Origin of the sequence: Pararobbsia alpina (genome assembly GCF_902859895.1) — a bacterium.
Taxonomy (GTDB): Bacteria; Pseudomonadota; Gammaproteobacteria; order Burkholderiales; family Burkholderiaceae; genus Pararobbsia; species Pararobbsia alpina.
In genome coordinates this window covers 39,067-58,193 of sequence record NZ_CADIKM010000026.1, presented here as the reverse complement: position 1 = coordinate 58,193, position 19,127 = coordinate 39,067, and the positions used below count along the sequence as shown (strand labels likewise).

Below are 19,127 nucleotides of genomic sequence, written 5' to 3'. Positions count from 1 at the left end.
CGCAGCAACTTTTTAGTCGGAAAGTGCGAAGAGCGGCCGCTGCAGACCGGCCGCTCTTTGACTTCTCCTCGCAATGTGCGTTGTCTTTGCCCAGGTTTGTCCTGGCGTCTTGCGCTGCTGCCTTGTCTTCCTTCCTTGCCATCGCCATTCCCCGGCCGCCGGTCCTCAACAGGTCGATCCGAATGTTGCCGTATTCATATGTCTTCCCGGTGTAGCGGTTGTCGTACCCGACCGGTTATGCTACAACCCGAGGCCCGCTTGGTTTCATCGATTCATCCCGGCAGCAAGTATTGCTCCTGCCGTCGACCGGCCTTCATGCATGAATTTCTGCGCAATCGACTTCGGTACGTCCAATTCGGCAATCGCCTTGCCTCACCACGCTTCGGTGCGCCTGGTGCCGGTCGAGGGTACGCATGTGACCCTGCCGACCGCGGTGTTCTTCAATACCGATGAAGACGTTCAGGCATATGGGCGTGCGGCGGTCGAGTCGTATATCGACGGCTACGAGGGCCGGCTGATGCGCTCGATGAAGAGCATTCTCGGTTCGGCACTCGCCGAATCGACGACTGACCTCGGGGATGGCTCGGCGATACGTTATCTCGATGTCATCACGCTGTTCGTCCAGCATCTCAAGCAGCGCGCGGAGGCGGCCGGACAGCGCATGCTCCAGCGCGTGGTCATGGGGCGGCCCGTATTCTTTGTCGATGGAGATCCCGAAGCCGACCGCATGGCGCAGGCACAGCTCGAGGCGATTGCGATCAGCATCGGGTTCCGCGAGGTCGAGTTTCAGTACGAACCGATTGCGGCCGCATTCGACTACGAGGCGAGACTCGATCACGAACAGGTGGTCCTCGTCGCCGACATTGGTGGCGGCACATCGGACTTCTCACTCGTGCGCGTCGGCCCCGAACGCGCAAAACACCTGCATCGCAAGTCGGATGTACTCGCCCATCACGGTGTCCATGTCGCGGGGACCGACTACGACAAGCGCGTCGAGCTCGAGGGCGTTCTGACCGAATTCGGCTATAAATCGGTCGATTCGAAGGGAAAGGAAGTGCCGAACCGGATCTATTTCGATCTGGCGACCTGGCATCTGATCAATACCGTCTACAGTCCGCGCCGTGCGGGTGAGTTTGCGCTGCTCAAGCACATCTACAGCGAGCCGGCCTATCATCGCCGCCTGATGACCGTGATCGATCGGCGGCTCGGTCATGCGCTCGCCGCGCGCGCCGAGGACGCGAAAATTGCCGTGTCGGCCGGGGGTGAGGTCGAGATCGATCTCGACGAAGTCGAGGAGGAATTGAGCGCATCGTTCGATGCGGACATGCTGATCGCCTGTTCGCGTGACGAGACGCAGCGAATCGTCGATGCGGCGCGCCATACGGTCGAGTTGGCGGGAATCCCTCCATGCCGGGTCGACGCGCTCTATTTCACGGGTGGTTCGACAGGGCTCAAGTTTCTGACCGATGCCTTGTCGGCGGCCTTCCCGAATGCGAAGCCGGTGGTCGGCGACCGTCTCTCCAGTGTGGCGACGGGGCTGGGCATCCATGCACGACGGGTGTTCGGCGCAGCGGCTTAGGTCGTCAGTCGAGCGGGCTGGCGACGCGCGTTCGCAAACGCCGGGTCGGCGAAGGCGCCGGCGTTCTCAGAAGCGCAGATCAAAAAGCGCAGACAAAAAAACCGCAAGACTCGCGTCCTGCGGTTTTTTTACGCGATGCCGGCACCTTGACGATGCCGGTGATCGAAGTCGCTTAGAGCGGCTTGATGTTCGCTGCTTGCTTGCCCTTCGGGCCGGTCTTCACTTCGAAGCTGACCTTCTGGTTTTCTTGCAGCGTCTTGAAGCCTTCTGCACGGATTTCGGAGAAATGCGCGAACAGGTCTTCGCCACCGCCGTCCGGGGTGATGAAGCCGAAGCCCTTAGCGTCGTTGAACCACTTAACGGTACCCGTTTCCATATTACTTTCCTAAAGATGAATTAGATCAAGGGCTGAGCCCCGTGTTGCGCATGAAAATCAAGGAATTGAATAGGACAACCGGCGTACCGTTGGAGGGCGACTGCGTTAAGGCTGTTACTCGTGGTCGCTTGAAAATCCTGCAATAGCTTTATACGGTCAATCCGCGCCGCGGTCAATGGGTATTTCTGCGGCCTGGGGCTTGTCTGAACGCCGCCACGCCTGCGTCAACGCCGCATCGGCCTGATCCTACCCCGCCCTGGTCTTCCGCCCTAGTCGCCAGCATTTCTCAGGCCCGGCCAGCCGCTTGTCAGCGTGGGCCCCAGCGCAAACATGTCGAGTACCCGCGAAGTCGTGTGCACGACCATGTCGTCGATGGTCTGCGGCTTGTCGTAAAAGGCGGGTAGCGGGGGGAAAATAATGCCGCCCATCTCGGTCACGGCGGTCATATTGCGCAAGTGCGCGAGGTTCAGCGGCGTTTCGCGGACCATCAGCACGAGACGGCGGCGCTCCTTGAGCGTCACGTCGGCCGCGCGTGCGATCAGATTGTCCGAAAGCCCATGGGCCACGCTCGCCAGCGTTTTCATCGAACAGGGCGCGACGACCATGCCGTCGGTCGCAAACGAACCGCTCGCAATCGTCGCGCCAATATCGCGCACGTTGTACACCACATCGGCAAGCGCTTCGACCGCCGGGCGGTCGAGGGTGAGTTCATGCTGAATGCTCAGCCAGCCGGCCGAGGACACGACGAGATGGCTTTCGATGCCGCCCAGCGCACGCAATGTCTCGAGCAGCCGGACCGCGTAGATCGCGCCGGTGGCGCCCGTGATGGCAACGATCAGCCGGCGCACGCCTTAGACGGCCGCCGTCAGCACCTGACGCAATTCGCCCGATTCATACATTTCCATCATGATGTCCGAGCCGCCGAGGAATTCGCCGTTGACATACAGCTGCGGGATGGTCGGCCAATTCGCATATTCCTTGATGCCCTGACGGATCTCCTCGTCCTCGAGCACGTTGACCGTGGTCAGCTTGTCGACGCCGGAGGCCTTCAGCACCTGGATCGCGCGGCCCGAAAAGCCGCACATCGGAAACTGGGCGGTGCCCTTCATGAAAAGGACCACCGGATGGCTGGTCACAATTTCCTTGATGCGTTCTTGGGTGTTCATGTTGGAACTCTTAGAAAAAATTACGATAGCAATAGAGAAATGATAGCGGATTTCGGATGCGGTCGCGCCCTTGGGGGGCGCCTGCGCCTGAAGGCCTAGCTCCTCGCGCCGGTTATCCGTTCGATTCCCGCGAGGTCGCGCCGCGACTCGACCGCTGAAAATCCGTACTGGGTAAAGATTGCTTGTACCCGCGCTGCCTGGTCGTAGCCATGCTCGACCCATAACGGCGCGCCAGGCCTCAGCCACGCGCGCGCACCGGCGACGATTTCGCGCAGGGCCGACAGGCCGTCCGCATGATCGGTCAGCGCGCCAGGTGGCTCGAAGCGCAGATCGCCTTCCGACAGATGAGGGTCGCCCGCGGCGATATAAGGCGGGTTGCTGACGATCGCATCGAAGGACTGACGAGGCGTCATGCGCGCGAGTGCTTCGAACCAACTGCCTTCGACAAACTCCGGTGAGCCGCCCGCCCGGTCCGCGTCGAGAAGCCGTCGGGCATTGCGTTGTGCGACAGCAAGTGCGTCGGCGCAACGGTCGGTCGCCACGATCCGCGCGTCGTGCCGCTGCGCGGCGATCGCGATGGCAATCGCTCCACTACCGGTGCCGAGATCGAGGATGGCCGGCGAGGCAAGGCCGGCCAGGCTGTCCAGCACGGTCTCGACAAGAAGCTCGGTCTCGGGCCGCGGAATCAGCACGGCCGGTGTCACTTCGAAATCGAGTCCATAGAATTCCCGCCAGCCGGTGATCTGAGCCACCGGTTCACCCGCGAGCCGACGCTGCTCGAGGGCCGCGAATCCGGCGATCTGGGCCTCGCTCAGTCGCAGATCGCCGCGCGTGATCAGGTCCGTGCGACGCCAGCCGAGCGCGTGGGTCAGCAGGACGCGCGCATCGAGCGCGTCGAGCGGCGAGGCGCGCAGCAGTTCGGTCGGGGTCGCCGGGCTCACGCGGCTTCGCCGAGCGCGGCGAGAAGTTCGGCCTGGTGTTCGCTGAGCAAGGCATTGATCAGGTCGTCGAGATCGCCGTCCATGATCGCATCGAGCTTGTAGAGCGTGAGATTGATCCGGTGATCGGTCATGCGCCCCTGCGGGAAGTTGTAGGTCCGGATCCGTTCCGAGCGATCGCCTGAGCCGATCAGGCTCTTGCGCGTCGCGGCTTCCTTCGCATGCTGTTCCTGATACTGCTTGTCCTTGATCCGTGCGGCGAGCACCTTGAGCGCACGATCCTTGTTCTTGTGCTGCGAACGGTCGTCCTGGCATTCGACGACGATGCCGGTCGGCAAATGCGTGACGCGCACGGCCGAGTCGGTCTTGTTGATGTGCTGGCCGCCCGCGCCCGAGGCGCGGAAGGTATCGATGCGCAAATCGGCCGGGTTGATCTCGACCTCGCCGACTTCGTCGGCCTCGGGCATCACGGCGACCGTGCATGCGGAGGTATGGATGCGTCCCTGTGCTTCGGTTTCCGGCACACGCTGCACGCGATGGCCGCCGGACTCGAATTTGAGCCGCGAGTAGGCACCTTGTCCGACGAGCCGAACGATGACTTCCTTATAGCCGCCGAGATCCGACGCGCTTTCGGAGATGGTCTCGACCTGCCAGCGGTTGCGCTCCGCATACCGGAGGTACATGCGCAGCAGCGCACCCGCGAATAGCGCGCTTTCCTCGCCGCCGGTACCGGCACGGATTTCAATGAAGATATTGCGGTCGTCGTTCGGGTCTTTCGGCAGCAGCATCTTCTGCAGCTCGCCTTCGAGCGAGGCCATCCGCTCGCGCGCCTCGCGGACCTCGTCTTCGGCGAAATCGCGCATCGACGCGTCGCCGACCAGTTCGAGCGCGGTGAGTTCGTCGTCGGCAGCCTGGCGCCAGCGGGCGTATTGCCCGACGAGCGGCGCGAGCTCGGCATGTTCGCGCGTGAAACGGCGATACTGGTCGAGATTCGACGTGATGTCTGGCTGGCTCAGCAACTGGTTGAGTTCGGCCAGCCGGTGCGACAGCTGGTCGAGCTTGCTTTGCATACTCGATTTCATCGGAACATTCGAATGGGGAGAAGCGGGTCTGACGTGACGCGCAAGCCGGTCGAACCCCTGAGACGCGCCGGGCATCGAAGCCCGGACCTCAAGCCCGTGGGCTGACCGCATCGCGCCGGCGAAGGGCGAGCGCGGGAGCTTCGCTAACGATGGCCGCCGTAACGGCCTTCGGTCGGGCGAAACATGTCGGGCAGCAGTTCGACGAGCTGATCGCGCCTGTCGCCGGCCGCGCGGTTCAACGCATGAGTCGGGCCGTGCATGAACTTGTTGGTCAGGGCGACCGATAAGGCTTCGAGCACCGCGGACGGGTCTTCGCCACGCGCGAGCATTTTTTGTGCGCGATCGAGTTCGGCGATCCGCATCGCGTCCGCATGGCCATGAAGCTGGCGAATGACCGGCACGATGCTGCGCGCATCGAGCCATTGCATGAAATTGGCGACGCGCGTCTCGATGATCGCCTCGGCCTGTGCGACGGCGGCCTGGCGCATCGCGTTGCCTTCGCGGACGATCGAGCCAAGATCGTCGACGGTGTAGAGGAACACGTCTTCGAGCTGGCCGACTTCGGATTCGATATCGCGCGGCACGGCGAGATCGATCATGAACATCGGGCGGTGACGCCGCGCCTTGACCGCGCTCTCGACTGCGCCGAGGCCGATGATCGGCAGCGTGCTCGCGGTGCACGAGACCACGATGTCGAATTCATGGAGTCGCGAGGGCAGATCGGCGAGCGGCATGGAGCGCCCGTTGAACCGCTCGGCGAGCTTCGAGCCGCGTTCGGCGGTTCGGTTCGCGACGACCAGTTCACGCGGGTTCTGCGCGGCGAAGTGCGTCGCGCAGAGTTCGATCATTTCGCCGGCGCCGATGAAGAGCACCTTCTGCTTGGAGACGTTGTCGAAAATGCGTTGTGCAAGCCGGACGGCGGCGGCGGCCATCGATACCGAATGCGCGCCGATCTCGGTCTGCCCGCGAACTTCCTTTGCGACGGCAAAGGTGCGCTGGAACAACTGGTTCAGGTAGGTCCCGAGCGCGCCAGCGTCGGACGCGGTGCGTACGGCTTCCTTCAGTTGGCCGAGGATCTGGGTCTCGCCCAGCACCATGGAATCCAGCCCTGAAGCAACGCGAAACGCATGCCGGACCGCTTCGGACTGCGGCAAGGCATAGACGTGGGGCGCGAGCTCGTCGACCGGGACATTGTGAAACTGCGACAGCCAGCCGATCGCGTGTTCGCGGGCTGCGTGGTCGTCGGTCGCGCAATAGAGTTCGGTGCGATTGCAGGTCGAAAGAATCGCCGCTTCGGCCGTCTGACCGTCGAGCGCGGGCAGGGTGGCGAGCGTCTCGCCCCGGGGCTCGTCGCGGCTCGCGTCGGCAGCGTGCGGATACCAGGCGGTACGCAACATCTGCAGGGCGGGTTTGATCCGGTCGAGCGGGAACGCAACGCGCTCGCGCAAGGCGAGCGGCGCAGTGTGATGATTGATCCCGATGGCGAGGAGCTGCATTCGATTCGACTAGACCCTGATTCTCGGCGGTATTATAGCTTTCAGCGAGTTTCCTCGCTTCAATCCTGGATTGACCCGCAGTGGTGACTGGATTACAGCGCGGTTGCAGTGTGCTTACCCGCACCGGTATTGCGCAAATACTTGTTTTCAATGTTCTTGATAGGGTGCCGCTCGGATGGGCTGGTTTGAAACTGTTTTTCTGGCCGCGGTGATCGGTTTCGCCGGCTGGCGTTTTCACCCTTCGCGCGGCGGGCGGCGCGCAGGATTCGTGGTCGGCGCGGCAATCGTAGTGGCCCTGGCCGTCAAACTCGGGGGAAATGCGAGTGGCGCCTTCAGCGACGGGCAGTCGCTCGAATGGCTCGCGACCGTGCTGAGCGCGATCGCCGTGGTCGCGCTGCTCGGGCGCACCGGCGGCGGCCGGGGGCCGGACAGCCATCCCTGATCAAATCCCCCTCCGGTGGAACAGGAACCGGAATCGGTATGCACGCTTGATGTCCATGGTTCACACCACGTCATGACTATTTTTGAGACCATCAACTGGAGCGCGGAGGCCACACCCAAACCGTCTCCTTACCTCCCCGGCCTGAGGGCCGAGGTTTCTCGGAGAGACTGATGAATGCAAGAACGCCGGCGGCGTCCCCTGTGCAGCAGCGTCTGGCGGCGCTGCGCGATGCGATGAGAAGCGCTGGCGCCGATGCGGCGATCATCCCCTCGGCGGATCCCCATCTGTCCGAATACCTGCCCGAACGGTGGCAGGGGCGTGAATGGTTGTCCGGCTTTACGGGGTCGGTTGGCACGCTGGTGGTGACGCAGCGTTTCGCCGGGCTCTGGGTCGACGGCCGCTATTGGGTACAGGCCGAGGCACAACTGGCGGGCACGGGCATCGAGATAATGAAGATCGTGGCCGGGCAGCCCAATGCGCATATCGACTGGCTCGCATCGAATCTGCCCGCGAACGCGAGGGTCGGCGTCGATGGCACGGTGCTCGGCCTGGCGGGTGCCCGCGCGCTGATCGACGCCCTGAGTCCAAGTGGCATCGAACTGCGTGCGGATCTCGATTTGCTCGACGCGATCTGGCCCGACCGTCCGGCACCGCCGACCGGTCCGGTGTATGAGCACGACCCGGCGTTTGCTCCGGTTTCGCGTGCGGACAAGCTTGCCCAGGTGCGCAAGGCGATGGCCGATGCGGGCGCCGGCTGGCATCTGGTATCGACGCTCGACGATCTTGCGTGGATCTTCAATCTGCGCGGCGCGGACGTGAACTACAACCCGGTGTTCATCGCCCATGCGCTGATCGGCAGCAGCTCGGCGCAGCTCTTTATCGATCCGCGCAAGGTGCCGGCCGAGGTCGTCGCTTCGCTGAAGGCTGACGGGGTCGAACGGATGCCGTACGACGGACTGGCGGCTGCGCTCGCGGCCCTGCCCGCCGGCGACACGCTGCTCGTCGATCCGCGCCGTGTCACGTTCGGTGTCCTGCAGGCGGTGCCCTCGAGCGTGAAGCAAGTCAACGCGGTCAATCCGTCGACCTTCGCGAAGTCTCGCAAGGTCGAATCGGAGGCGCGGCATGTGCGCGCTGCGATGGAGCAGGATGGCGCCGCACTCTGTGAGTTCTTCTCGTGGTTCGATCGTGTCGTGAATCGCGAACGTATCACCGAACTCACCATCGACGAGCAGATCACGGCGGCGCGAGCGCGGCGTCCCGGCTATACCTGTCCGAGTTTTGCGACGATCGCGGCGTTCAATGCGAACGCCGCGATGCCGCACTATCGCGCACTGGAATCGTCCCATGCGGTCATCGAGGGCGACGGCCTGTTGCTGATCGACTCGGGCGGACAATACCTCGGCGGCACGACGGACATCACGCGTGTGGTGCCCGTCGGTACGCCATCCGATGCGCAGAAGCGCGACTTCACGGTGGTGCTCAAGGGCGTGATCGCGCTGTCGGGCACGACGTTTCCGCGCGGTATCAAGTCGCCCCTGCTCGATGCGATCGCGCGCGCGCCGATCTGGGCAAGTGGCGTCGAATACACCCATGGGACGGGTCACGGCGTCGGCTATTTCCTGAACGTCCATGAAGGTCCGCAGGTGATCTCGTACTATGCGCCCCCCGAAGCGCACACGGCGATGGAGGCGGGCATGATCACCTCGATCGAACCGGGCATCTATCGTCCGGACGAGTGGGGGATCCGGATCGAAAACCTCGTGCTCAACGTCGCGGCGGGCAAGACGCCATTCGGCGAGTTTCTGCGCTTCGAGACGCTGACCCTGTGCCCGATCGACACGCGCTGTATCGAGCGCTCACTGTTGACGGCCGGGGAGATCGCCTGGCTCAATGCCTATCATGAGACCGTTCGCACGCGGCTTGAACCGCATGTCGACGGCGAGGCAAAGGCCTGGCTGATCGAGCGCGCTCAGGCGATCTGATCTGACCTGTCTGATTCTTCGCGCGGCGTTGCCGTCATCGTCACCGTTGCAGTTGCAGTTTCAGTGGCAGTCGCAGTTGGCGCGGTGCGCTCAGTCAATCTACCTCAACAACTCTTTTCTGCGGAGCCTGCTTGATGGCAATCAAGGTAGTCGTGTTCGATCTCGGCGGGGTGGTGTTCGACTGGAACCCCGAGTATGTCTACAAGGAACTGATTCCCGATGACGAGGAGCGGCGCTGGTTCCTGACTCATGTCTGCAAGATGGACTGGGTGATCCAGCAGGACGGCGGCCAGACGATTGCCGACGGCACGGCGGCGCTTGTTGCCGAGTTTCCGGAGCACGAGAAGCTGATCCGGACATTCTATGAGCGCTGGCATCACATGCTGCGCGGCACGCTCGATGACGGCATCGCCTTGTTCGAACGGCTCGAGGCGGCCAAGGTGCCCTTGTTCAGCCTGACCAACTGGTCGGCCGAAACTTTTCCCTATGCGCTCGAGAACTACCCGTTCCTGAATCGTTTCCGGGATATCGTCGTGTCGGGACGCGTGAAGCTCGTGAAACCGGACCCGGCGATCTTCGCTGAAATGATGAAGCGCATTCGCGCGCACTTTCCGAACATCCGGCCTGAGGAACTCGTCTTCATCGATGACAACAAGAAGAACGCGGAAGCCGCGACGGCCCTGGGCTGGCATGGGATTCACCATACCAGCGCCGCGGTGACGGAGCGTCGGCTCGAGGCGCTGGGCGTCGAGTTCTAGCGGGGGACTGCGCGGCGGGTCGGCGTGCTATTGCCCGATCAAGCTCTTGAGCGCGTTGCCGATGCCCTTGGCGGCATCGCCCGCGCCTTTGCCGACTCCCTCGACCGTCACGCCGAGTGCCTTGGCCACGCCTGCGCCGATGCGCTTTGACAGATCTTCGTCGATCGAGAATTTCGGATCGTTGAGGTCGCCGCTCAGCACGAAATTCAGGTCGATCCGGTCGTTGTCGTCTTTCAGTGCTTCGACGGCGGCTTTCTTCGGAAGGGTCTCGAGTTCACCGAGCGGGCCGGCGGTCTTGTTCGCAACCTGCAAGTGGTTGAGCGTGATTTTGCCGGGCGCGTTCAACCGGCCGTTCTGCACGGTCCAGTTCAAGGTCAGGTCAATCGTGCCGGATGCGATCGCGACCTTCTGCCCCTTCAGCAGATAAGGTTGAAGGGTTTTCGCCTCGACTCCGCTCAAGGTGAGGCCGATCTGCGAATCGCGTGTCGCAAATTCCATCCAGCCATCGAGCGCCATCTTGCCGCCGCCCAGGTCAGCGTTGATCTGGATGATCGAGCGATCGGTCAACGCGGGGAACTGCAGGTTGACGATCGTCGCGTTAAAGTTGCTCATGTGGACGGTGTAGGGCGGCTTGGCGATTTTTTCGTCGAAGAAGTCGAACTGACCCTGACGGAATTCGATGCGATCGATCTGGACAATGGTCTTGTGCCGGGGCTGGTCGGACGGTCCCTGGTCGGCGTCGTGCGCCTGCGTCATCCGGGTGAGATTGTCCCTGATGCCAGGAAGAATCCCGAGCTGGCCGTTGGTGGTGCGCCATACGGACTGGTAGTACTGGTCGACGACGACGGACTTCAGGTGGAGGCGGTGTGAGAACCAGGCGGGCCAGTCGGGGATGATGTCAATGGTCGCGGCGCGCAGCGAGTCGGCGGCGGGCCAGCCGGCTGGCGCACCGAGACGGACGTTGCGCAGATGGACGGTGTACAGGCCGACGTCGATCTGTTCGGCGCTGCCGTTCGGGCCGAGCACTTCGACGATGCGTCCCTTGATCTCGCCGGCGGCCCAGCGCATTGCGATGAGGACGGCAAGCCCGAGAAGGACGACGATACTCAGCACGATGACTGCAATACGCTTGCCTCGCGGCTGGGCTCTCATCGGGTGCTCCTGTGCGCGCAGCCAATGGACGGCGCCGGAATGGTTGAAATCCGGGCCGCCGCAGTGAAACGAAGCTGCGGGCGACTCCGGCTGTTCAAACATCTGTGCAAATTGCGGACCCGGATGATGTCGGGACAGCGGTTGACGGTGTCGGGGTGCGCTGCGCAAGGGCTTGTCGCGCGAGCCGTGGCCCTTGATGCGCTTCGATCCCGCTTACCCTCTCACCCTCACAGCGGCCTCGCCGTCGCCCTCGCGGCGAAGGGCCGTCATCGATGCAGCGCCGTGAGCCGGTTTCCTGTCGATGACTGCCGGGTCGCTGTTCGCCGGTACTAGCGGACGATCGGCTTGTAGCGCAGGCGCTTGGGTTTGGCGCCTTCCTCGCCGAGGCGCTTGCGCTTGTCGGCCTCATATTCCTGATAATTGCCGTTGAAGAAGACGACTTGGGATTCGCCTTCGAAGGCGAGGATATGGGTCGCGATGCGGTCGAGGAACCAGCGATCGTGGGAGATCACCATGACGCAGCCTGCGAATTCGAGCAGGGCGTCTTCGAGCGCGCGCAGGGTTTCGACGTCGAGGTCGTTTGACGGTTCGTCGAGCAGGAGCAGGTTGCCGCCCGCGATCAGGGTCTTGGCAAGGTGAAGCCGGCCGCGCTCGCCACCGGACAGGTTGCCGACGACTTTCTGCTGATCGCCGCCCTTGAAGTTGAAGCGGCCGATATAGGCGCGCGAGGGTGTTTCGTATTTACCGACGGTGAGCACATCGGCGCCGCCCGAGATTTCTTCGAAGACGGTCTTGTTGCTTTCGAGTGCGTCGCGGCTCTGGTCGACGTAGGCCATCTTGACGGTGGGGCCGATCTTGATGGTGCCGCTGTCGGGCGTCTCTTTCCCGGTCAGCATGCGGAACAGGGTCGACTTGCCTGCGCCATTGGGGCCGATGATACCGACGATGGCGCCGGGGGGCAGCGAGAAGGACAGGTCGTCGATGAGCAGGCGGTCGCCGTAGCTCTTGGTGACGTTCTCGAATGTGATGACTTCATTGCCGAGGCGATCGCCGATGGGAATGAAGATTTCCTGTGTTTCGTTGCGCTTCTGGTAATCGGCGCTGCTCATTTCCTCGAAGCGGGCGAGTCGGGCCTTGGATTTTGCCTGACGGCCCTTGGGGTTCTGGCGGACCCACTCGAGTTCCTGCTTGAGGGCTTTCTGGCGAGCGGACTCGCTGGATTCTTCCTGTTTGAGGCGGGTTTCCTTCTGGTCGAGCCAGCTGCTGTAGTTGCCCTTCCATGGGATGCCATGGCCGCGGTCGAGTTCGAGGATCCACTCGGCGGCGTTGTCGAGGAAGTAGCGGTCGTGGGTGACGGCGACGACGGTGCCGGGGAAGCGGGTGAGGAACTGTTCGAGCCAGTCGACGGATTCTGCGTCGAGGTGGTTGGTGGGTTCGTCGAGCAGCAGCATGTCGGGTTTGGACAGCAGCAGGCGGCACAGTGCGACGCGGCGTTTTTCGCCGCCGGACAGGTTGCCGATGCGGGCGTCCCAGGCGGGCAGGCGTAATGCGTCGGCTGCGATTTCGAGCTGTTGTTCGGCGCTGCCGCCTTCGGTCGTGGCGATGATGGCTTCGTAGCGGGCCTGTTCGGCGGCCAGGGCATCGAAGTCGGCGTCGGGTTCGGCGTAGGCGGCGTAGATTTCCTCGAGTTTCTTCTGGGCTTCGAAGACTTCGCCAAGGCCGGTTTCAACGGCTTCACGAACGGTCTGCTCGGGGTCGAGCTGGGGTTCCTGGGGCAGGTAGCCGATGTTGAGGTTCGGCATGGGCAAGGCCTCGCCCTCGATCTCCTTGTCGAGGCCGGCCATGATCTTGAGCACGGTGGACTTGCCGGAGCCGTTGAGGCCGAGCACGCCTATCTTCGCGCCAGGGAAGAAGGACAGGGAGATGTCTTTGAGGATCTGACGCTTGGGCGGCACGATTTTGCCGACCCGGTTCATCGTGAAGACGTATTGAGCCATGGGTCAAGGATGCGAGGAAGTCGGAAGTGGGCGAAGTTTAGCGCGAGTGAGGGGTGGGGCGGGAAACGGTTGGTTTGGGTCGGGGTTCATTTGGGGGCGCGGTTGGACGGTCTTCGCTGCTCCTCCCATGTCCAGCCAGGCGGCCAGAGCGAGGCCGCTCGCTCTCCGCGGAACACGCTGCGTGCGACCGGCCCCGCTCCGTCCGCCCACTCGGTCCTGTTCCGCGTGGTCAATGCCATGTGGGCTGGGTTTGGGTGGGGGCTCGGGGCTTTGTGTTTGTGGTCGCGGTTTTGCAGTGTGCGGCAGGCATTGCGCGAATCGGGTAAGTTAGTCGTCAAGGCTCGATCTCGTAGACGGTTTCTCGTGCGGATCGTTATGAGCCTCCTTCTCGCTTCGATATCCCCTCAAAGGACCATTGATGGAATCTTCTCGCCGCCTGCATCTTGGAGCGTTCATGCGCCCTGTCAGTATTCATACGGGGGCATGGCGGTACCCTGGGGCTTTTCCGGACGCCAACTTCAGTTTCGGGCACTTGCGCGATTTTGCGCGCCGACTCGAGGCAGCAAAGTTCGATGCGTTTTTCATGGCGGACCATCTGGCTGTGCTGAACATGCCGGTCGATGCGCTCAAGCGCAGTCACACGGTCACGTCTTTTGAACCGTTCACGCTGCTCTCGGCGCTCGCCGGAGCCACGGAAAGGATCGGCCTGGTCGCGACAGCATCCACGACGTTCGACGAGCCGTATCACATCGCGCGCCGTTTTGCCTCGCTCGATCACATCAGCGCAGGCCGCGCGGGCTGGAATATCGTGACGACGGCGAACCCGGACGCCGCATTGAATTTCGGCTACGAGAGCCAGATGGATCACGATGCGCGCTATGTCCGGGCGCGGGAGTTCTATGACGTCGTGACGGGGCTGTGGGACAGCTTCGCGGACGACGCCTTCGTGCGCGACGTGGACAAGGGGATCTACTTCGACCCGGCACGCATGCATGTGCTCGATCACAAGGGGCCAAGCCTGTCGGTGCGCGGGCCGCTCAATATCGCGCGGCCGGTGCAGGGCTGGCCGGTGATCGTGCAGGCGGGAAGCTCGGAGCCGGGACGTCAGCTGGCGGCGGAGACAGCGGAGGTGATCTTCGCGGCGACGGGCTCGCTCGAGATCGGCAAGCGTTTCTACGCGGATATCAAGCAGCGCATGCACAAGATCGGCCGCGATCCCGGGTCGCTGAAGATCCTGCCGGCGGCGTTCGTGGTGGTCGGCGATACGATGGAGCAGGCGCGTGAACGGCGGGCGCTTCTAGATGGTCTGGTTCATTACGAAAGTGGCATCGGCTCGCTGAACAGCATGCTCGACTACGATGTGTCGGGCTTTGATCCGGACGGGCCTTTGCCGGAGATTCCGGAGACGAATGCGGGCAAGAGTCAGCGCGAGCGTCTGGTCGATCTTGCGCGAGCGGGGAATCTGACGATCCGGCAGCTCGCGCAGAAAGCGGGCAGCTATGCGGGTCTCGCATTCGTCGGGACGCCGGCTTCGATTGCGGACGAAATGGAGCAATGGCTCGTCGAAGAGGGCTCGGACGGCTTCAATGTGATGTTTCCGTGGCTGCCGGGTGGGCTCGATGATTTCGTCGACCGGGTGGTACCGGAGTTGCAGCGGCGCGGGATCTTCAGGAAGGAATATGAAGGAAGCACGCTGCGCGATCATCTTGGCCTCGCGCGGCCCGCGAACCGGTTCTTCGAGGACGGGCAGAAGTAACCGGTTCGGTGCCGAGCGGGCATGAGATGCCTTTACCTCATGGTGCCGAGCATGCGTCGCAGGGTGTTGTCCTTGAACAGGATGTGATGTCCGATCGCGGCGAATGCATGCAGGCCGATGATCCAGTAGAAGGCGTTGCCGATGAACACGTGTGTGTCCTCGAGGACTTTGTGGGCGAGGGGGGCAGCGCCGACCAACTGGATGTTCAGGTTGGTACCGGCGAGGCTCAAGGGATGGCCGCCCGCGTTGATCATCAGGATGCCCAGCAAGGGTTGGGCGATCGTGAAGACGTAGAGCGAGAGGTGCACGAGCCGGGCCAGGAAGGTCAGTACACGTGCTTCCTCGACCTCGGGCGGTGTTCCGTGCCACAGGCGGTAGAGCAGGCGAAGTACGGAAAGGGTCAGGATCAGGGAGCCGGCCCAGAAGTGGACATTGGTCCAGATCAGGCGACTCTCCGACCCTTTCGGACCTCGTATCTCGATGGCCAGAAAGGCGATGGCGATCAGAATGACGATCGCCCAGTGAAAGAGGATCGCGGGTTTCGAATAGCCTCGCCGGTCAGCGGACGGACGCATTGGATTTTCCTCGAGGTGCTTCTTTTTATTGTGAGTAACTCGACGCTTGTGCCGGGGTACGTTCAGCGAACGATCAATCGGGAGCTTCGGAAAACGACGCGGCCGGAATGACCAACAACAATTCCGACTCGTCGATCAATCGGTAATAGGCGTGTTTTCCGGACAGGCGTTCGCTGCTGTCCAGGATGACTCGCACGCCTTCGCCACGCTTGTCCATCATGGCGTTTCGATCAGTGAGGATCTGTTCATCCTCGGGGATTGGACATTGGGCCAACAGGCTGGTGATGGCTTCGTTCCTGGCGGCCTGGCGATAGGGGAGGCTCTCGACCGTCATCGTGTTCGGAATTGCCCCTGGCGAATAGAGTTCGAGCCGGTCAGAAAAAAGACGCAGGCGGATCTTCGCGCCGTAGATCGAGTAGTCGCGGTGCGCGACTGCGTTGACCATGGCTTCGAACACGGCGGTCAGGTCGAATTGTGGAAGATCGCGCCGGCCCATCTGCTTGATGGCTTCCACTCGCATATTCCTTCCGACAAAGTGGCAGGCCTCCAGCACTTGTTGATCCAACGGGCCCGTGATGTCTCGTGCATCGATCTGATAGTGCTGCCCGGCGTGCGGCAGAATTTCAGTTCCCCGGTAGGCCACGGCCTGTATAAAGGCATTGGGCAGCCAGCGGCGAGGGTCGCGACTTGCCATTAGGACGCCGGCAACGGTCGGACGAAGTATGCCATCTGTGTCGGGCCGGGCCATCGCCAGCTTGTCGAGAAGGACTTCGCGGCGTTCGGTCAGTCGAGGACTGCGGAAGCGCTGCCAGAGTTCGGGAGACAAATCGTCGAGCGTGACCCCCGGCACGGGCTGTTCGTCGAAACGAATAATGCGTGCCTGACTGCGTTGCTGGAACAACCGCGCAAGGTAGTCCGGCGCCATCTCTCGCTTGGCGCTCCCGACCCGATGAAGGTAGCCGCCCGGGCTCCTGTGCACGAACAAGCTACTCGGCACCTCGACCTTAATGACCGGAAGCATCGCACCAGTGTTGCTCGGAAGACTCAGGCGCTCGATGACAGGAGCCAAGGGCGGCGTGATCGCTGAAATGCAAAGTTCGCGGATGAAGTCCTCGACACTGTCGAGCTGATCGAGGGCGATGCCAACCACCTCGCGATTGTCGGCCACCCCCAAAACGCATACGCCTCCGCGGCTGTTGGCGAACGCCGCGAGCTCGTCCGCCAGCGAGTCGCGACGAGGCGCCGAAACGCGGCTTCCCGATAAGCGAACTTCCTTCAGTTCCAAGAAAGAATCCTCGCCAAGACGGATCTTTTCGGTCAAGTCGGCAATGTTGTCGAACATGGCAAATCTCTCGTGCCTGCAAGGGAGGGCGAAGCGTTCGAAATCGTCCGAGCCGACTGCGTCCTAGACGTTGAACAGGAAGTTCATCACATCGCCGTCCTTGACGACGTACTCCTTGCCTTCCGCGCGCATCTTGCCGGCTTCCTTCGCGCCGGCTTCGCCCTTGTTTGCGATGAAGTCGTCATAAGCAATGGTCTGCGCACGGATGAAGCCGCGTTCGAAATCGGTGTGGATCACGCCCGCTGCCTGCGGCGCGGTGTCGCCGACATGGATCGTCCACGCGCGCACTTCCTTCACGCCGGCCGTGAAGTAGGTCTGCAGACCGAGCAGGCGGAAGCCGGCGCGGATCACGCGATCGAGGCCCGGCTCTTCCATGCCCATGTCGGCGAGGAACACGGCCTTGTCTTCGTCGGAGAGATCGCCAATTTCGGCTTCGATGGCCGCGCAGACGGCGACGACCGGCGCTTTCTCGGCAGCGGCGTGCTTTTCAACTGCCTCAAGGTAAGGATTGTCCTTGAAGCCATCGTCCTTCACGTTTGCGACGTACATGGTCGGCTTGGCGGTGATCAGGCAGAAGGGCTTGATCACGGCCAGCTCGTCCTCGTTGAGGTCGAGCGCGCGCACGGGCTTGGCCTGGTCGAGCTGCTTCTGCACTTTGTCGAGCACGGCGACGAGTTTCGCGGCTTCCTTGTCGTTGCCCGACTTGGCGGCCTTGGTGTAGCGCGACAGCGCCTTTTCGACGGTCGCGAGGTCGGCGAGGGCGAGTTCGGTGTTGATCACCTCGATATCGGAGAGGGGATCGACTTTGCCGGACACGTGGATCACGTTGTCGTCGGTAAAGCAGCGCACGACATGGGTGATCGCGTCGGTTTCGCGGATGTTCGCAAGGAACTGGTTGCCCAGGCCCTCACCCTTCGAGGCACCCGCCACCAGCCCGGCGATGTCGACGAACTCGACCACGGCCGGCACGATGCGCTCGGGCTTGACGATCTCGGAGATCTTGCCCAGGCGCGAGTCCGGCACTTCGACGACGCCGACGTTCGGCTCGATGGTGCAGAACGGATAGTTCTCGGCGGCAATGCCGGCCTTGGTCAGCGCGTTGAATAGCGTGGACTTGCCCACGTTCGGCAGGCCGACGATGCCGCATTTGAGACTCATGGGAAAACCTTATAAATCATTGATTTGCGACTGTTCAGAGTGTTGCACTGTATCCGGCGATAGTCGGAATGCGACAGCCGCAAGGTGAATTCGGGAAAGTGACAAACGGCACGAATCGGGGCGTTGGCTCAACGATTTTGTGCGAGTTTTGTACACGAAAATGGCGATTGTAACTCTTTCGGATGCCCTGATTCGCAAGGGTCTGGGCAAGGTCGGGGCTACGGTGAGAGACCGAACGCTCTGCGGTCTTTGTCTCAGAATTGGAGCGCGTACCAATACGTTCGTCGTTGCGACTAGTGTTGGCGGACGGCAAATACGGGTCACTCTCGGGCGATGGCCGCTGATTACAGTTGACGAAGCCCGCGAATTGGCACTGCCGATACTTCGCCGGTGCCGGTCCGGGGAATACATCGTGGTACCCGTTCGGGCGCAGTTGCCGACCCTTCGGCAGGTGCTGCCGGAATACGCGAAGGCGAAGAAGGTGAAGGCGTCCAGCTTGGCGCGATACGAGTCACTCCTGAAAACGCATTTCGCCGACTGGTTTGACAGACCGGTTTCAGCCTTGAAGGAACCGGCATTCGGCGATCACTGCTATGCGTTCGCCCAGACGAGGGGCGCTGCAATAGTCGATCTAGGTCGCGGGATTGTTGGTTCGATCATCAAGTATCTCTTCGCGGTCCACGGCGTCAGCATTGAAAGCCCTTTTCTCCGCCTGAGTGCTGCGGGTCTGATGCCTGATCGACCGCAACCGCGTGCGAGAAACCTTGATGAGAGCGACCTTCTCGCATGGTGGAATGCGGTCGATTGCCTTACCGAAAAACAGGGCGACTATCTACGCCTGATCGCGCTCACGGGACTTCGGAAAAATGAGGGCCGTGCCGTCCGATGTTGCGATGTTGACTTCGCCAGCGGCGTACTCACGATCCCGGAGACGAAAGGGAAGAGGCCGCACTCGTTGCCGATCACCATACAGATGCGCCAAGTCTTAGATCGGCGTTGCGCGGGACTGAGGCCGGAACATCAATTGTTCGATGGGCTTTCAGCCGATCATGTAACGGAGATGGCGAAGCGGTCGGGAGCGCCAGAATTCACACTCCATGATCTGAGAAAACTTCTCGCAAGCGTCGGCGCACGGTTGGCGATTGGAGACGCCATCTTGCGACGGATTCTGGGACACGCACCGAAGCGCGGCGACGTACTGCACCGTCACTACGTCAGCCTCAACGCCAAAGATGTTGCGGAGTCGCTAAAAAGCATTCAGACCGTAATCATGTCGCGTGCCGGACAGTCAATTTACAACTTGTCAGATTGATCTTCCGACAATGCCT

The 19,127-nt window shown here is 62.2% G+C and carries 16 protein-coding genes and 1 pseudogene; 6 read left to right on the top strand and 11 right to left on the bottom strand.

What is annotated here, in order from left to right:
* The first annotated feature begins 319 nt into the window (after positions 1 to 319).
* Complete coding sequence (locus tag HV670_RS20965; protein ID WP_175106796.1) at positions 320 to 1,579, top strand: Hsp70 family protein; 1,260 nt, start codon at positions 320 to 322, stop codon at positions 1,577 to 1,579.
* A gap of 172 nt (positions 1,580 to 1,751) precedes the next feature.
* On the opposite strand, the gene HV670_RS20960 is transcribed toward HV670_RS20965, so the two are convergent.
* The 6 genes and pseudogenes from HV670_RS20960 to hemA form a co-directional block, all read right to left on the bottom strand.
* Complete coding sequence (locus HV670_RS20960) at positions 1,752 to 1,955, bottom strand: cold-shock protein (protein WP_175106795.1); 204 nt, start codon at positions 1,953 to 1,955, stop codon at positions 1,752 to 1,754.
* Between the two features lie 269 nt (positions 1,956 to 2,224).
* On the bottom strand, positions 2,225 to 2,803 hold the full coding sequence (locus HV670_RS20955) for a UbiX family flavin prenyltransferase (RefSeq protein WP_175106794.1): 579 nt from the start codon (positions 2,801 to 2,803) through the stop codon (positions 2,225 to 2,227).
* Between the two features lie 3 nt (positions 2,804 to 2,806).
* Positions 2,807 to 3,121 (bottom strand): Grx4 family monothiol glutaredoxin, encoded by a 315-nt coding sequence (grxD, locus tag HV670_RS20950; RefSeq protein WP_175106793.1) that lies wholly within the window; start codon positions 3,119 to 3,121, stop codon positions 2,807 to 2,809.
* A gap of 95 nt (positions 3,122 to 3,216) precedes the next feature.
* Positions 3,217 to 4,062: a peptide chain release factor N(5)-glutamine methyltransferase gene (gene prmC, locus HV670_RS20945; RefSeq protein WP_246257768.1), complete on the bottom strand. Its 846-nt coding sequence runs from the start codon at positions 4,060 to 4,062 to the stop codon at positions 3,217 to 3,219.
* On the bottom strand, positions 4,059 to 5,141 hold the full coding sequence (prfA, locus tag HV670_RS31150) for a peptide chain release factor 1 (RefSeq protein ID WP_246257766.1): 1,083 nt from the start codon (positions 5,139 to 5,141) through the stop codon (positions 4,059 to 4,061). The genes prmC and prfA overlap by 4 nt, the downstream gene beginning before the upstream one ends.
* Before the next feature lie 143 nt (positions 5,142 to 5,284).
* A pseudogene (gene hemA, locus HV670_RS20940) lies at positions 5,285 to 6,562 on the bottom strand (glutamyl-tRNA reductase); the annotation flags it as partial.
* 250 nt (positions 6,563 to 6,812) lie between these two features.
* On the opposite strand from hemA, the gene HV670_RS20935 reads away from it, so the two are divergent.
* The 3 genes from HV670_RS20935 (at position 6,813) to HV670_RS20925 (ending at position 9,819) form a co-directional block, all read left to right on the top strand.
* Positions 6,813 to 7,079, top strand: coding sequence for a hypothetical protein (locus tag HV670_RS20935; RefSeq protein ID WP_175106790.1), 267 nt, complete (start codon positions 6,813 to 6,815; stop codon positions 7,077 to 7,079).
* 170 nt (positions 7,080 to 7,249) lie between these two features.
* Positions 7,250 to 9,061, top strand: coding sequence for an aminopeptidase P family protein (locus HV670_RS20930; RefSeq protein WP_175106789.1), 1,812 nt, complete (start codon positions 7,250 to 7,252; stop codon positions 9,059 to 9,061).
* Between the two features lie 134 nt (positions 9,062 to 9,195).
* The gene (locus HV670_RS20925; protein ID WP_175106788.1) at positions 9,196 to 9,819 is read left to right on the top strand and encodes an HAD family hydrolase; all 624 of its coding nucleotides are present in this window, start codon (positions 9,196 to 9,198) and stop codon (positions 9,817 to 9,819) included.
* Positions 9,820 to 9,846: 27 nt separating this feature from the next.
* On the opposite strand, the gene HV670_RS20920 is transcribed toward HV670_RS20925, so the two are convergent.
* Together HV670_RS20920 and ettA are read right to left on the bottom strand one after the other, a co-directional pair.
* On the bottom strand, positions 9,847 to 10,971 hold the full coding sequence (locus tag HV670_RS20920) for a DUF748 domain-containing protein (protein WP_175106787.1): 1,125 nt from the start codon (positions 10,969 to 10,971) through the stop codon (positions 9,847 to 9,849).
* A gap of 329 nt (positions 10,972 to 11,300) precedes the next feature.
* Complete coding sequence (gene ettA / locus HV670_RS20915; RefSeq protein ID WP_175106786.1) at positions 11,301 to 12,968, bottom strand: energy-dependent translational throttle protein EttA; 1,668 nt, start codon at positions 12,966 to 12,968, stop codon at positions 11,301 to 11,303.
* A gap of 418 nt (positions 12,969 to 13,386) precedes the next feature.
* Here ettA and HV670_RS20910 point away from each other — a divergent pair, with 418 nt between their 5' ends.
* On the top strand, positions 13,387 to 14,724 hold the full coding sequence (locus HV670_RS20910; RefSeq protein WP_175106785.1) for an LLM class flavin-dependent oxidoreductase: 1,338 nt from the start codon (positions 13,387 to 13,389) through the stop codon (positions 14,722 to 14,724).
* 32 nt (positions 14,725 to 14,756) lie between these two features.
* Here HV670_RS20910 and HV670_RS20905 read toward each other — a convergent pair whose 3' ends face one another.
* From HV670_RS20905 to ychF, 3 genes are all read right to left on the bottom strand, one after another.
* Positions 14,757 to 15,299 (bottom strand): cytochrome b, encoded by a 543-nt coding sequence (locus HV670_RS20905; protein WP_175106784.1) that lies wholly within the window; start codon positions 15,297 to 15,299, stop codon positions 14,757 to 14,759.
* 73 nt (positions 15,300 to 15,372) lie between these two features.
* Complete coding sequence (locus tag HV670_RS20900; RefSeq protein ID WP_175106783.1) at positions 15,373 to 16,641, bottom strand: ATP-binding protein; 1,269 nt, start codon at positions 16,639 to 16,641, stop codon at positions 15,373 to 15,375.
* A 63-nt stretch (positions 16,642 to 16,704) separates the two neighbouring features.
* Positions 16,705 to 17,799 carry a redox-regulated ATPase YchF gene (ychF, locus tag HV670_RS20895; protein WP_175106782.1) on the bottom strand — a complete coding sequence of 365 codons (1,095 nt, stop codon included), beginning with the start codon at positions 17,797 to 17,799 and terminating at the stop codon, positions 16,705 to 16,707.
* 412 nt (positions 17,800 to 18,211) lie between these two features.
* Here ychF and HV670_RS20890 point away from each other — a divergent pair, with 412 nt between their 5' ends.
* A complete protein-coding gene (locus tag HV670_RS20890) occupies positions 18,212 to 19,111 on the top strand; it encodes a tyrosine-type recombinase/integrase (RefSeq protein WP_175106781.1) in 900 nt (299 codons plus the stop codon).
* The last annotated feature ends 16 nt before the right edge of the window (positions 19,112 to 19,127 follow it).